This window comes from Bacillus sp. V2I10, from assembly GCF_030817055.1.
Classification (GTDB): domain Bacteria; phylum Bacillota; class Bacilli; order Bacillales; family Bacillaceae; genus Bacillus_P.
In genome coordinates, this window is sequence record NZ_JAUSYV010000001.1 from 4,375,262 (window position 1) to 4,390,153 (window position 14,892).

A 14,892-nucleotide genomic window follows, 5' to 3' on the forward strand; every position below is an offset into this window, starting at 1 on the left:
CACCGCTCCTAAAAAGTCCAATCACAGAAATAGTAAGTTGAATTAATATAACTGCTGAAATGATTTCCATTCTAATCATAACGAAAATTATATACCATATGAATATGCCTAAGCTTAATGATAGAACACTAAATAAGATGGGTAAATCTTTCATAAATATAACGTCCCGAACCAATGTCCTTATTCAACATTCCTGCCTGTTAGTTAAAGAAGAAAAGCAGCATTATCATCATCAAGAGCTTAACTATAAATAGGTACCCTGAAAAAGTATAAGGGTATCCATTTATTTTATGTAGATGCCCCCGCTCCTCCGCCGGCACTTGAATTTCTGCGTTTTTCAATTGCATTGACCCCCATGACTACAGCTATCAATTCTTCTGTGAGAATTCGTATGCAGCTGCTTGAAAGATTCCACTTACTTTTTTGAATGTCGCCACTGCTGATTTGTTCCCATCGAGTATGGTGTATTCTTTTGAGAAGGCTGGTGACTCAATCTCAAATCTGCCGGAATTTGCTGTATAACTATAACGCCTAGTGAAGAATGAAAATGAAGCTTTTACCTCGCCCAATTCCTTCCCATTCGGCTGTTTAATTGTCCATTTGCCAGATAAAAACGGAAAGCTACCTTCGACAATGATTTCGCCTATTTCATTCTCCACACTCACACTTGAAGTGAATGCACTTTTCAAATCGAGTTTTCCAAGCTTTTCTTGTGATTCATTATAAATATCAGTACTGCCGGAAGAAAAAAATTGATCAGTGAAGTATACGCATTTATCCATATCTAACACCCCTTTATTATTTATACGAACGGAGCATTGCACATGTTTCAGACTTTTTTTGTGAAACTACTCTCAAGATTGTTTTTAGTCTACACCTGTTCATGCGGCACGGCCTACTTTTGTTAGTTTATAAAAAAGATTTATCAAAAAAGGCTAATTATAATATTTCACGAGGAAAGTTTAAATTTCATTTAAAAAAGGTGTATGTGAAAGGACACTAATTAGGTCCTTTTCAAATACACCTTACTTGTCTTTCTATATTTTAATCATTTTTCAGTGCTCAATTGTCCTCATACCGTCTAGATTTATCCCCTACACATTGTGTTGGCGAAAAGAATAATCTGCTCGTTTAAACACATAAGTGATCTTCCACAATCTGGTCCGATTGTGGAAGATCATTTATGTTATCTTATTGAAGGTACGCTCCCTTATAGTTCAACAAGTATGTAATTATTACTTGGTTGCCAAGACAATAAAAACATACAACCTTTCAGACATTCAAACTTTGAGGCTTAGTAAAGTTGAGAGGAGTCTTTCTCCCCTCGTATCATATCCGTAATGGCAACATAAATGTTTGGTGGATATTCAGCTATTCCACTCAACACCATAAGTTAGATAAACCCGAATTGGTAGCCCATCAACTTTATGTTGTTTACAGACAAAAGTGAACATCAGAATATAAGGAACGAAAAGTATATATTGCATCAGGGAAATAATACAATGAAGTTGAGTCTAAGGAAATGGCTCCTCCTTCAAAATAAAATACCATTCATATATTCTCCCCCAATCATCTTGTACCCATGTTAACCTTGTTTTTTACTTGGTTAAACACAACGGTTGAATCCCAGACATTTAGTCCAAAGTATCCTTCTTTATAGGTTTGGTCGTTTGTGTCAATGACAAGCTTGCTATCTAAATAAGCCTTAATGCTTTTTCCTGCAGTTACTACTTTGAGATGATAGCTTTTATTTGCTTGCAGATTTAGATTTCCATCCTTGTTATATGCTACAAGGTCATAGCCAACACCATTAACAAATTTGATTAATTTAACAACATTATGTTTTACATCAACATTGACAGCATACCCGTTTTTCCCTTCTGAATCGGAGCGGAAAACTAATGCTCCTGCACCGACTAAGTTACCAGCTGTATCCTTATTAGGATCATTCGGATGAGAGTCCGTATCAAGAATATTGATGTCTGCTTCATACTTAAAATTACTTCCAGCTTCATTTGATAAAATGAAGGCATCCTCACTGCTTTGTCCCTGTTTTCCAGCAATTGTATCTGCCCACTTGCCATTTACAGCTTTCCATCCATTTAAGGTTGATTTAAAGCCGCTTTTTTTCCAGATACTTTTTACAGGATAGATATTCAAGGATTTCAATGTAACATTTCCATCCTTACTATAAACCTTTACTCCTTGACTTGTTGGACTAGGGAAGATTTGATCAGTAATAACTGTCTCTCCATTGTTTCCAAACACTTCTACAGCAGAACGATCGACAAAAATATGCATCTTAACCGTTCCATCTGATACAGATAGAGGACCTTCATGCATGGCTGCGACATTGCTGCCGTAATGAAAGCGATCAGAGTTCGTTCGGTCAACAAATAATTGCTTGTTCGCAACGTCATATCCTATTTTCGTATGCTCATCAATAGGACCTTTGCGAACTTCAAAGCCAAATTCAGTTGAGGTTGTATTAGAGACATCAAATTCAGCAATCATTTCAAACGTATCTCCTGAAAAATCATCTAGAAGATTACTTTCATTTGAAATCTCTTTATTGTTAAAAGAAACTTTCTTGCTAGTGTCACGAATCGAATTGTTCGAAACTGGTGTTTGTTTTAATCGCAATCCCTCTTCTGTTTGCGTGAGCTCCATCTTACGAGGCAGACTCATTGAACCTCTCCAAGATGCCGTTGGTGTATTGTTGGCGTATTGCCAGTTACTCATCCATCCTAGCCAATATTTTTCGCCATTCTCACCCTCAATTCCATTCCATTCGACTGCTGCGTAGAAATCAGCTCCATAATCAGTCCATAATACCTGATCAGAAGGATTCTCATTTTTAAACGTTTTTCCGTCAAAACTGCCGATAAAATATTGACTGCCAGACCCGCCAGCAGGAGCTCCATCATTAATACTTACTTGCAGCACCCACTTTGTTTTTGTTGGATCGCCATCAATTGGTAATTCAACTAAAGCAGGACATTCCCAAATCCCACCGTTATTACCGTGTGTAGAAGGGATCCATTCACCTGAAACAGCCGTCCATTCTGTAAGGGTTCCGCTATTCTTATCTGCCTCATCCTCAACAGGTTCTTTTGCAGAATTGTCAACTTCTGCTGACATAGGACCTTCATTATAAAAATGAACATCATCAATATTTATATGACCCCAGCCGCCTACAGCTTGGTCAGCCACTTTCATATATAGCACTTCTCCGATATATTCAGAAGCATCCCATACGTATTTATTATACTTTTCCTCATTAAATTTCGTATTAGCCTGGCGAATTAATTCTTTGTTATCAGAGGCTCTTACTAATGAAACATACCGGTTGTTTATGTCATTGCCACCGCCTAATAAGAAGTTAATTTCACCTGTGCCGCCAAGCTTAAAGTACGAGGAATGCAGTTCACCGGTTGCATCATCACCATTTTGACGATCCGAAAATCCCCATAAATGGTAGTTTCCTTCATGGCCAAATGGACCGCCCCAATAGGATGCAGCATCTGTCACATGATCATTTGTAAATGCATTACCTTCAATTAGGTTCCAACCAGTTAAATCACCTGTTTCAAAATCATGGTTCTTGATTTCCTTCTCATTTGTTACGATGTTCTTATTCAGTTGAACATTTTGAAAATTCGTAGACGAATTCCAAATGTTCAAGCCTACATAGCCAGATGAAAACGTCGCGTCTTTTATGTCATAAATGAGCTCACCATCTACATATACTTTTATGTTTTCACCGTACGTACTAACTTTTAAATGATAGGATTTATCTGTATCAAGACTCCTCGCTTTTTCAGCTAAGACTGATATCTGTCCATTTTCAATTTTCATTAGTTTGATCATATCATTCAGTGCATCGATATTTGCAAAATAACCATTCTTTGCATCAGCATCTGCTCGGAAAACGAGTGCTCCTGCTCCATTTTCTCCTTTATCTCCAGAAATCATTAGATCCGCTTCATATAATAAGTCATCAGCCGTTTGACCGCTTATAATAAACGCATCATCCGCAGAGGTCCCATTTTTCCCAGCTAACGTATCTTCCCAAGTGCCATTTACAACCTTCCATTTAGACAGGTTCGTCACAAAATTTGATTTATTATTAAATTCAACATTTCGAAAAGCTGCTGTAGAATTCCATGCAGACAATCCATAGTAACCGTTTTCAAAAGATGGATCATTTGCTTCAATAACAAGCTGATCGTTTACAGCAACTTTGATTTGATCCCCATTGGCATCTATCTTCATATGATAGGTCGTTGAGGTTTTTAGAGATAATGGTTTGCGGGCTATTTCTTTCGTAATACCATCGACATTTTTACTTAATGTGACAACATCGTTTTTTGCATCCAGGTTGGCCACATATCCATTCTTCGCACTCTTGTCAGCACGAAAAACAAGGCCACCTGCACCTTCTCTCCCATTCTTTTCGTTAAGGGTAATGTCACTCTCATAGCTAAACGATCCGCCTATTTGCGAGGACATCGCGTAAGAGGTGCGATCAAGACTATTCGCTTGGATCCCGCCATCTGGTCCAAATTCACTAGCAAACTCCCAATCTTTTAAATTTGGTGACGTATAAAACATGACCTTATTCTTTGCTGTTAACGACATCACCCACTTGCTTGAATCTTCATGCCAAAAAACCTTCGGATCACGCCAATCAGGGATAGGAGGATTTGGCATAACAGGATTACCTTCATATTTTTTCCACGTTCTTCCTTTATCAAGGCTATAGGCAAGACTTTGGACTTGGCCTTTTTCCCCTGAATGAGTAAAGATGGCAACCATTGCTTCCATTCCAAATCCTGCTGTATTGTTCCAATCGATCACAGCACTTCCTGAGAAAATATCACCGTTTTCATCTGGCGATAAGGCAATCGGCAAATGCTTCCAATGCACAAGATCTTTACTTACAGCATGACCCCAATGCATCGGGCCCCATGTCGTTCCATATGGATGATACTGATAAAACAAATGATATTCACCGTCATAATAGACCATTCCATTAGGATCATTCATCCAGTTTGCTTCAGGGGAAAAATGAAATTGATTACGAAAAGGTTCTTTATAATACCCTGAATCTTCTGCAGCAAAAACACTTGTAAATGGAAAATTAAGAACAGTCAAGCTGATTAGAAGTACAGAAATCTTCCTTTTTATGGACATTTTCATATAAACTCCTTTGTCATTTTAATAACGCGGTGAAGTTTATGCTGCACTGCTTCCTCTTAAACGATCTAATAAAACGGCTGCTACAATTACACCGCCTTTAACAACTAGCTGCCAATAATAATTCACATCCATAAGTGTTAAACCATTACTAATCACACCCATGATTAAAACCCCGATGATCGTTCCTTGTATTCTGCCCTTTCCTCCAGTTAAGCTTGTTCCGCCTAAAATAACCGCAGCAATGGCATCTAATTCATACATTTGGCCTGCGGTCGGCTGGCCGGAATACAATCTTCCTGCTAATACAACGCCCCCTAAACCAGCTAACAGGCCGCTAATGGAATAAACGTTTATTAATGACTTTTCAACCTTGATTCCGGTTAAGCGCGCAGCTTCTTCATTTCCGCCAATTGCATAAATATGGCGGCCAAACATTGTATACTTTAGAACAAAAAACATCACACCATACACAATAAGCATGATATAGATCGGCGTAGGTATGCCGAAAATAGCCCCGCCGCCAATGAATTTAAAGGTTTCATTTTGCAAAACAATTGGATAGCCGCCACTTATGACATAAGCAAGACCACGAACATACGTAAAGCTTCCCAATGTCACGATAAATGATGGCAATTTCGTTTTTGCCGTAAAAAAGCCATTAATAAGTCCTACTGCATAACCTACTGCTGCACCTGATAACATCGCAATGATTGGATTAACTCCTGCAGCAGAAACCATAACTGATATAACACCAGATAGAGCAACTATGGAACCAACTGATAAATCGATGCCGCCTGTTAAAATAACAATTGTCATTCCTGCAGCTAATATCGCAATAATGGAAACCTGCTTTAGGACATTTAACATATTGGCTGTATCCAAAAAGTTAGGGGCTGTGAACGAAAGAACAATACATAATAGTAATAGAATCATAATCATCCCTAAACGATTCCATAGATCATGAAGGATATTACCTACCTGCAGGCTTTGCGGTCGTGAAGCTGATTGAATATTTGCCTTCATTTTTCTTTACTCCCCTCTAGTAGCTAAATGCATAATTTTTTCCTGTGTCGCCTCTTCTCTAGAAAGTTCACCAGTCAATCTTCCTTCACACATGACAAGTATTCGATCACTTATTCCTAATACTTCTGGAAGCTCAGATGAAATCACCAATACGGCTAAGCCTTCCTCCGCAAGCTTTGAGACAATTTTGTGTATTTCCGTTTTTGCTCCAATATCAACACCACGAGTTGGCTCATCAAGCAGTAAAACCTTTGGTGCAATCGACAGCCATTTTGCGATGACTACCTTTTGTTGATTGCCGCCGCTTAGGTTTGAAACTTGCTGTTCAGGAGAGGCAATTTTTATATTTAAATCTTTTATATAGCGATCCGCACTTTCATTAACCTGTTTCCAGCTAACAATCCCTGATTTAGAATGCTTCTTTAATTCTGCCATTAATAGATTCTCTTTTACTGACATCGATAAAAATAAACCTTGTTCCTTCCGACTTTCTGGCACATGAGCAATTCCATTTGCCATGGCATCGATTGGCGATTTTATGTTTACAGCCTTACCATCTACGTAAATTTCACCTTTTTTCAGCTCTGATACGCCAAATAGTGCCCTAACCAGCTCTGTCCGACCTGCACCTACTAGTCCTGCTAAACCAACAATTTCACCAGGGTAAAGTTTAAACGAAACATCTTTTACAATGGTATTATCAGAAACATTCTTCAGCTCTAGAGCAGGGGCACCTCCATATGAGAGTGTTGTCCCAGATGCCCTTGTTCGATTAAATAAATCTTTTAAATCACGCCCTACCATTAGCTTTACGAGGTGGTCGGGATTTGTCTCTTCAATCGGCCCGCTTGTAATCCACTCACCGTCACGTAAGACAGTGAATCGATTGGAAATCTTAAAGATTTCGTCCATCCGATGAGAAATATAAACAATCGCAACTCCTTGTTTTTTTAAATCGTCAATAATTTGGAACAACTTCGTAATCTCTTTATCTGTCAGCGAGGCTGTAGGTTCATCCATTATAAGAACCTCTGACTTAAAGGATAATGCTCGTGCAATCTCGACCATTTGCTGTTGTGCAACACTCAAGGTTGAAACGAGTTGACGGGGAATCAGATTAGATCCCATTGAATCTAACACTATTTGTGCACGTTCATGTACCTCATCCCATTTGACCATTCCTAGGCGATTTTTCGGAAAAGTTGAACCCATTAATATATTTTCACTGATTGTAAGATTAGGAGAGAGATTTAACTCCTGGTGGATCACACTGATTCCTCTATTCCTTGCATCAACAGGATCCCTCCATGATATGGGCTGACCTTTTAAATAGATGGTCCCTCCATCATGATCTGGAGAATGGATTCCTGCAAGAATTTTCATAAAGGTTGATTTCCCGGCGCCGTTTTCTCCCATTAAAGCGTGTACTTCACCTGGATAGAGCTCAATTCTCACATTGTTTAACACCTTTACACCTGAGAATGTTTTACTTATCCCTTCCATATTCAGTACCGGCGTTTTCATCATGTATTGTTTTTTTGTTAACACCTCTTTAACAGCCATACGTCAATCCCACCCCTTATTTATTTTAAAAAGGCTGAATAAGGCGATGGACCCTTATCAGCCTCTTTCATTAGGGAGGCTTACCAACCCTTGTAAGAATCTAATGTTTCTTGAGTGACTAGCTCAACAGGTACTTTAATAAGCTCTTCAACGTCTTCACCATTTTTCACTTTCATGCCAATTCCAACTGCTGTTTTCACCATTTCACTAGGTGATTGAGCGGAAGTCGCCATAATAGAGCTTCCTTCTTTCGCCATTGCTTCTGCCGCTTCAGGAGCACCGTCAACACCAACAATGAAAAACTCATCTTTTCTTCCAGCTTGCTCTGAAGCAATTTCTACTCCGATTGCTTCAGGGTCATTGATCGCAAATACAGCGTCAATTGATCCAGATGAATTCGCTTGCAAAATACTTTCCATAACAGATAATGCTTTTTCACGGTTTCCTTCACCATTTTGCTTTGCAACTACTTTAATTCCTGACTCTTTAATTACATCCTCAAATCCTTGAATACGATCTGTTACGGCTGAAACTGGAGGTCCATCGATAATAACAATGTTTCCTTTTCCATTTAATTGTTCAACCACATATTCACCAGCAAGCTGACCTGCTTGGTAGTTATCTGAAGTGACCGTTGCATCAACACCGCCCTCTGCATTCGTATCAACTGCGATTACAGGAATCCCTGCATTCTTTGCTTGTTGAACAGCTGCCGCAATCCCCTTCGTATCAACAGCATTTAATAAAATAACATCTACCTTTTTCGTAATAAAGTTTTCAATTTGAGACGTTTGCTTTGCCAGATCGTATTCAGCACTTTCAACAAGAATCTCTGCACCTAATTCCTTCCCTGCTTCTTCAGCACCCTTTCCCATGGCAACGAAAAATGGATTTGCTAAAGTACCTACAGTTAATCCGATTTTTAACTTATCGTTACTATTTTCCTGCCCAGTACTTTCATTTGAAGATTCACTTGCACTACTGCATGCAGACATTAGAACAATTACAGACATTAAAACTGGCACTAATAATTTTTTTACACTTTTTTTCATTGTGAGCCCCCTAGAAATTAATAAATACGAATTTCACTTTTCATAGAATTAAATAAATTGATAATACCATTGATAACGCTTACAATCTTGTGGCTACATCACCTCCTTTAAGTCGTTCAAATATGATTTCATTTTTCTTTAAAGATGTTCTGAATGATTTTAGAATATATCGATAATGAAAATTCCAATATTTGATTAGTGGGTTCAAGTTGAAAGAAGTGAAGAAGTTATGATTTTTTATGGTGGATTTTACAATTTAATCTGCTTATTTATGACTCTTTTTGATTGATTTTGATTATATTATGCCCTTCAAAAACTGTCAATATATTGAGAAAATTCAGTAAATTATATTAAAAATGTAAATGTTAGCTAATTTTACTTTTTGCAACAATTCTCAATATGAGTATTATTAGGAGTTTTTGAATGAATAATGGAAGATTTTGATTTTCAGTGCATTCTTTCCAATTTCAAAAACGGTTTACCAATATATTTATTTTGTGAAACTAAATGTAAAAGGGGGAAATTTTTTTTGAGATGTTGCATATTCAAGGCAAAATAAAAAGAGCTTTAAACCCCTATTGTCTATTCAGTAGACATCTGGGTCAGCTCCAATTAAAAGATATTATATGTAGAAAAAATGAGAGTTTATTAAAAAGCTGCACAGTAAATTTCCGTTTTCTCCTTATACTTCTCCAATATTATCGAATCTTCTTCATTCGTAATGATTTTAGCTTGATGTAGTTTTGCAAATTCAGAAAATGAGACTTCTCCAAATTTCGTATGATCTGCAAGTACAAACGATTCACGAGAGAGATAGATAGCTTTTGCTTTCAGTTGTGCTTCTTCAGGATCCGGAGTAGTAAAACCTAGATCATGGTGGATTGCATTTGTTCCTATAAAGCTTTTATCAAATCGATAATTTTGAATACTTTCGTATGCATTGCTGCCAATCATCGCTTTTGTTACTTTTTTTACATATCCTCCAATTATATAAGTATTTATATCTTTTTCAAGTAATGCATCCAAATGGTCAATCCCATTTGTAACCACAACAATGTTTTCTTGGTCTAAATACTGTATCATTTGATAGGTTGTTGTACCTGCATCAAGGTATACACAATCTCCAACTTCAATTAGTTGGGCAGCATATTTTGCTAGAATGTTTTTTTCTTTAAGATTCTGAGTTGATTTTTCAATCATGCTTGGTTCTTCACGTTTTCGTTGTAACAGTGAAGCACCGCCATGTACACGTTTTACATAGTTCTGCTTTTCGAGTTGATCCAAATCGCGCCGCAATGTAGATTCTGAACTTTTTGTTAACTCTACTAGTTCATGAACCTTAACATTCTCTTTTTCCTTTAAATAATCTAATATCAAACGATGACGCTCAGTTATAAGCAAAATACCTCCCCCTTATTACTTGTTATTCATCGTATAAATTACTTCTTTTAGCTTAGTATAGTATAAAAAAGCACATAAATGGAATTTTCAAGTTGTATTTCTTATCTAACTATTTAAGAAGAAAAACCGGACAAAAAACGCCAGGTCCAAATCAAGAAATAAATGAAAAATGAAATAACAAGGCTTCTTTATGCCAAAACTTAATAATGTCATTAATAGATCTTTATCATGATTCTTTAAATTTATTAAAACCTAATGGTTATAAAACCAAATATAAAAAGTCTTATTGGGAATTGTTTGTTGTCGATAAATTCTTTGGAACAACTAAAGATATATAACGGCTGAAGGAGTTTGGTCCATCGGTCAAATGTATGACCATTTGATCCTCGTTGCCCATGAGTATCTTGACAATGTGGAAATTTGTGCGGCAGCAGAGGAAGGCAAAAACTTGGGAAAACAGAATTTGGTGAGCATTTAAAATTGGAGGATTCCCACCAATTAAAATCAAGTTACCAGACGAATTAAATACCCCCCCCAAGCAATACGAATAGTAAAGAAAATCTTATGAGTAGGCTAGATGAAGTAATGCAGAGGATAAGACAATGGGAATTTAAAGTGGATTCTATAAATCCAAATTACAAAGTTGAACAAGAGGGCTTTGGTTGGCTTAACGCTTACGTTATTAACTTTTCTATATTTTACCACAAAGCTGTGGTATTCATGACAGTTACATTTTCAACTATTGCAACCCTTTATAGTTGAACAACAAACAGCATCTATTCATCCACAAACTTATTTAATTTTGATAATGCCACTGCCACTTCTTTTCTTAGAGGTATCACGTTTGATTTAGGGAAGGGTTTTAGGGACAGTATTGCCTCATTATCTGCTTTTTAATCCCGATTCGCCATACCCACAAAAAATTAATCGTGGGATTGTTGATTTGTTGCTAATTCCTTTTTTTAGTTTACATACTTACTTATTTCACTAATGATTTCTTTGGCAGCATAAGGCTTTTGAATTTTTTTTATGTTCTGAACCACTTCCTTATAATAACGTTCATTAAATAAAATGTGTTCTAATATTACTGGGATCTCTTCGCAAATTTCAGCTTTTACTGCTGCCCCATAGTTCATTAAATACTGGGCATTTTGTTCTTCATGACCTGGTACTGGTTGATATATTAAAATTGGCGTTTCACAAGCTAATGACTCTGCCATTGTTAATCCACCTGCTTTAGATAGAATAACATCACTTGCCCTTAAATAATCGGTAAACCTATTTGTAAAACCAATACTAACTATCTCATGCTTACTTTCCAGTTGTTCAATTTTTGCTTTTGCTTTCTTATTATGACCGGTTATACAGACTAGTTGAACCTTGTCTTCTATAGTGTTTAAAGTTTTTAATACCTTTGTGAATTTTGTTAATCCGATCGCACCACCTGCAATTAATATTGTTTTTTTCTCCGGGTCTAGCTGCAATTCATGCTTTACCTTCCATTTTGGTTTCTTTAAAGATGGTATAGAACAAATTGGGATACCAGTTGAGTAGAACTTTGATATTGGTATATTATATAAAGTTGTAAAATAATCCAAATGATCTGAAGCTGTAAAATATCCATCTACTTCATTTCTAATATACGCTGGGTGCATGACAAAGTCAGTAATTGCAGTATATAACGGTATATCTAAGTTTTTCTTCTTCTTTAATTTTGACAATATAGCTGTCGAAAAAGGATGCACTGAAATTAACGACTTACATTTATATTTTTGGACAATTGAGTATAGTCGTTCCGTGAAAAATGTTCCAAATTGGTCCATTAACATAAACCAAGGATGCTCTTCTGTATGGTGATATAATTTTCTCCAAACAATTGGACTGAACTTTAAAATTTGTAAATAACTTTCTAAAACTATTTTGTGAAATACCGGACTAATTAACTTAAATGTATCGATAATTTCGCATGTATACCCGTTTTTCTCAAACTCTTCTTTCAGTGCTTTGGCTGCTTGATTATGTCCATTACCAATAGAAGCAGAAAAAATTAATGTATGACAATTAATCAATATTTTTTCCTCACTTTCTAAGTAATGAATAATTAATAAGCTATAAGCTATAGTCGACGGATGATTGGCCATTTAATGTTCTATAAAGTATAGTATTAGGATATTGTTTGAGAAAAATTCTATAAATGAAGAATACTTTTTTATGTTTTGTTCATTTTCTATTATTTTTTGATAACTTTATTTATATATACTGGAAAAATAATAACATTAAGTATGGATTTAAAATTATGTGACAAAATAGGATTTATATTTTTAGAGCATAAAAATGAGGGTGAAAAAATGTTCATTTTTTTCGGGAAGTTAATTCTGCTTTTTGGTTTGGTGGTTCTGGCAATGCGCTGTATGGGAAAGACTGTGTTGGCTCAGTTAACTCCGACTGACCTTGCTGCCATTGTGTTTCTCGTCACTTTGTCCGTCAGTCCCATCAAAGTCAATGGGATTGGACAGGCAATTATAGGGATCATCATTATCGTCGTCATGTACTTTATATTTTCTAAATTAAGCCTTTTTCGCTGGTTAAACCGATTGTTCATCGGCCATCCGAGTATTTTGATCAAACATGGGAAAATCTCTAAAAAAGAATTGCGAAAAACTCGATTTTCTCTCGTGGAACTATTGTCAGCTATAAGAGCTGCAGGATATCCGAACATTAAGGATCTCGATTATGTGATTCTCGAACCGAATGGAGCTCTTAGTATATTACCTAACCAAGCTATTGTTAATTTGACGCCTAAACACTTAAACATTGAAACGGACTATCAGGGCCTGCCGATTGCCGTGATCGTCGAAGGGAAAATCCAGCATAAAAATTTGAAATTAATTCAAAAGGATGAAAAATGGCTTCAGGAAGAGTTGATAAACAAAGGATTTCACCAACTCAATGACATCTTTTATGCGGCTGTTAGTGATAAAGATCATTCTTTAATCGTTGACATTGGCAATCAATAATCTTGATTTACATACACCTATTTACGACAGGAAAGAGAAAACTTGGTCAAATAAAACCGATTAGGAATAGACAACGATTCGTTTTTCTTGTGCTAAATTTTGCTAATGGTATGTTACAATTTATTGTTTAGCAGGATTTTATTCATCATTGATAAATTCATCGTTATACGTGCTTAAACGCACCTAATGGCTCTGTATAATAAAGTGGCGATTTATGATCCTCTTATTCAATTAAATGGTCCGATACAAAAAGAAAAAGTACAATTTATGCTACAGAAAAGCGCCCGATAATGGAAGATCGTTCACCCCGATTATGGAATTATGATGTTCCACCACATGAAATGAATTTTAGTTCTCTAGAATTTGCTGAAGATCTTTTTCAATTTTTTTAAACTTAAATCCTTCTCTTTCTAATCTTTCGAGAATGAACCACAAATTCTTAAAATCATTGTTGGTATTACCTTAAAAAGGGTGCCCGTGAATCGTTTTTACCGAAAGGAAATCCGTTGCCACCTAATAACCAATACAGTCCGAGTAACCCGTATAGTAGGGACCATAGAGCAGCTGCATACCCAGTCCACTGCGGCCAACGCGACAGCCAGGAAAAATGTGTTGAATTATTGATATTTATTTTCGGTTCCATTTCACCCTCCCTAAAGCATTTTCATAATAAAAATTAAAATGCCATACTCCAAGATATAGTAACCCTTTCAATTAATTAGTTTCCAAAAAGGATCTTACTAATTTTACCATTATTTTCTTCCTAAATTAACCTCCCATTACAAGAAAATAGCTTTATTCCTTGCTCCATAATCTAGCCCGATTGTTGATCAGAACTCTTGAAACCACTCTTCAAACTGTGCCCTTTAACTTAATAAAAAAAGGCGCCCTCTTTGTACATAGCGCAGAAAACAACTCTATAAAGTATAGTTTTATATTTTTTTGAAACTATATTAAATGGAGGTGAATTAATAATGCCAAATAAAAACAAAGATGTTCCGAATACACTCAAATATAGTATATGGAATACACGAACGGATGAAAATCAACCTTTTAACACAGAAAAATATGCTGAGTCAATTGACAGTTCTAACCTAAAATCAAAAACAGCAGATAATCAAGAATAACAATTAAAAAACAACCGCAGCTGGTTGCCTTCTTACTTTAATTAAATTTCTTTCCACTTTACTGTTTAATATATTTTTAATTAAATATGGCTTACCCTTGTCTAATCGAACGAAAACGTGGGTGCTCGGCAAATATGGAACCTCTCATCTCTATTACTACAGGATGTTCTGAAGTAAAAAACTGATTTTTAAAATCGTAAAGCTCGACTAATTCTCCTTTTTCTAGTACACCCAATATCATGCGTAATAAAAAAATAAGATAACCCGAAGTCTTCTTTTAGCTCCCTTAGTAATTCTAAAATAAGTGTTTGGTTAACCATATCTAGACTACAAACAGATCATATTCATCCCTTTAAATTGGTTAAAAGATAATAATACTCCATAACTTTTTTATTTATTATATGAAATGAACTTGTTCTGCTCAATCTGCTGATATTTAGAGTGGTCCAAAGCGGTATTTATTTCTCCAACTAATAAATGTGTTTTTGGGTACTTCAAGCTCATAAG

General features: G+C 36.1%; 9 protein-coding genes and 2 pseudogenes. 2 read left to right on the forward strand and 9 right to left on the reverse strand.

What is annotated here, in order from left to right; translation table 11 throughout:
• Window positions 1–368 precede the first annotated feature (368 nt).
• From QFZ72_RS22285 to QFZ72_RS22320, 8 genes and pseudogenes are all read right to left on the reverse strand, one after another.
• Window positions 369–782: an LURP-one-related family protein gene (locus tag QFZ72_RS22285; RefSeq protein WP_307437901.1), complete on the reverse strand. Its 414-nt coding sequence runs from the start codon at window positions 780–782 to the stop codon at window positions 369–371.
• A gap of 787 nt (window positions 783–1,569) precedes the next feature.
• A complete protein-coding gene (locus QFZ72_RS22290) occupies window positions 1,570–4,113 on the reverse strand; it encodes a GH32 C-terminal domain-containing protein (RefSeq protein ID WP_307439939.1) in 2,544 nt (847 codons plus the stop codon).
• 30 nt (window positions 4,114–4,143) lie between these two features.
• Window positions 4,144–5,196, reverse strand: a pseudogene (locus tag QFZ72_RS29815) (glycoside hydrolase family 32 protein); the annotation flags it as partial.
• Window positions 5,197–5,238: 42 nt separating this feature from the next.
• Entirely contained in the window at window positions 5,239–6,225 is a 987-nt protein-coding gene (locus QFZ72_RS22300; RefSeq protein WP_307437903.1) for an ABC transporter permease, read from the reverse strand.
• 6 nt (window positions 6,226–6,231) lie between these two features.
• Window positions 6,232–7,788, reverse strand: a complete 1,557-nt coding sequence (locus QFZ72_RS22305) for a sugar ABC transporter ATP-binding protein (RefSeq protein ID WP_307437905.1) — start codon at window positions 7,786–7,788, stop codon at window positions 6,232–6,234.
• A gap of 80 nt (window positions 7,789–7,868) precedes the next feature.
• Window positions 7,869–8,840 carry an ABC transporter substrate-binding protein gene (locus tag QFZ72_RS22310; RefSeq protein ID WP_307437907.1) on the reverse strand — a complete coding sequence of 324 codons (972 nt, stop codon included), beginning with the start codon at window positions 8,838–8,840 and terminating at the stop codon, window positions 7,869–7,871.
• Window positions 8,841–9,488: 648 nt separating this feature from the next.
• Window positions 9,489–10,241, reverse strand: coding sequence for a DeoR/GlpR family DNA-binding transcription regulator (locus QFZ72_RS22315; RefSeq protein ID WP_307437908.1), 753 nt, complete (start codon window positions 10,239–10,241; stop codon window positions 9,489–9,491).
• Window positions 10,242–11,203: 962 nt separating this feature from the next.
• A complete protein-coding gene (locus QFZ72_RS22320; RefSeq protein ID WP_307437910.1) occupies window positions 11,204–12,310 on the reverse strand; it encodes an MGDG synthase family glycosyltransferase in 1,107 nt (368 codons plus the stop codon).
• Between the two features lie 279 nt (window positions 12,311–12,589).
• Between QFZ72_RS22320 and QFZ72_RS22325 the strand changes: the two genes are divergently transcribed.
• Both QFZ72_RS22325 and QFZ72_RS22330 read left to right on the forward strand, forming a co-directional pair.
• Window positions 12,590–13,258 (forward strand): DUF421 domain-containing protein, encoded by a 669-nt coding sequence (locus tag QFZ72_RS22325; protein ID WP_307437912.1) that lies wholly within the window; start codon window positions 12,590–12,592, stop codon window positions 13,256–13,258.
• 974 nt (window positions 13,259–14,232) lie between these two features.
• Window positions 14,233–14,385, forward strand: a complete 153-nt coding sequence (locus tag QFZ72_RS22330) for a hypothetical protein (protein ID WP_307437914.1) — start codon at window positions 14,233–14,235, stop codon at window positions 14,383–14,385.
• A gap of 91 nt (window positions 14,386–14,476) precedes the next feature.
• Here QFZ72_RS22330 and QFZ72_RS22335 read toward each other — a convergent pair.
• Window positions 14,477–14,723 (reverse strand): annotated as a pseudogene (locus tag QFZ72_RS22335) (nickel import ATP-binding protein NikE); the annotation flags it as partial.
• Window positions 14,724–14,892: the final 169 nt, after the last annotated feature.

Excerpts from the sequence above, each read along its gene's own strand:
- QFZ72_RS22285 (WP_307437901.1), bottom strand. The coding sequence starts at position 782 with ATGGATAAATGCGTATACTTCACTGATCAATTTTTTTCTTCCGGCAGT.
- QFZ72_RS22300 (WP_307437903.1), bottom strand. The coding sequence starts at position 6,225 with ATGAAGGCAAATATTCAATCAGCTTCACGACCGCAAAGCCTGCAGGTA.
- QFZ72_RS22305 (WP_307437905.1), bottom strand. The coding sequence starts at position 7,788 with ATGGCTGTTAAAGAGGTGTTAACAAAAAAACAATACATGATGAAAACG.
- QFZ72_RS22310 (WP_307437907.1), bottom strand. The coding sequence starts at position 8,840 with ATGAAAAAAAGTGTAAAAAAATTATTAGTGCCAGTTTTAATGTCTGTA.
- QFZ72_RS22325 (WP_307437912.1), top strand. The coding sequence starts at position 12,590 with ATGTTCATTTTTTTCGGGAAGTTAATTCTGCTTTTTGGTTTGGTGGTT.
- QFZ72_RS22330 (WP_307437914.1), top strand. The coding sequence starts at position 14,233 with ATGCCAAATAAAAACAAAGATGTTCCGAATACACTCAAATATAGTATA.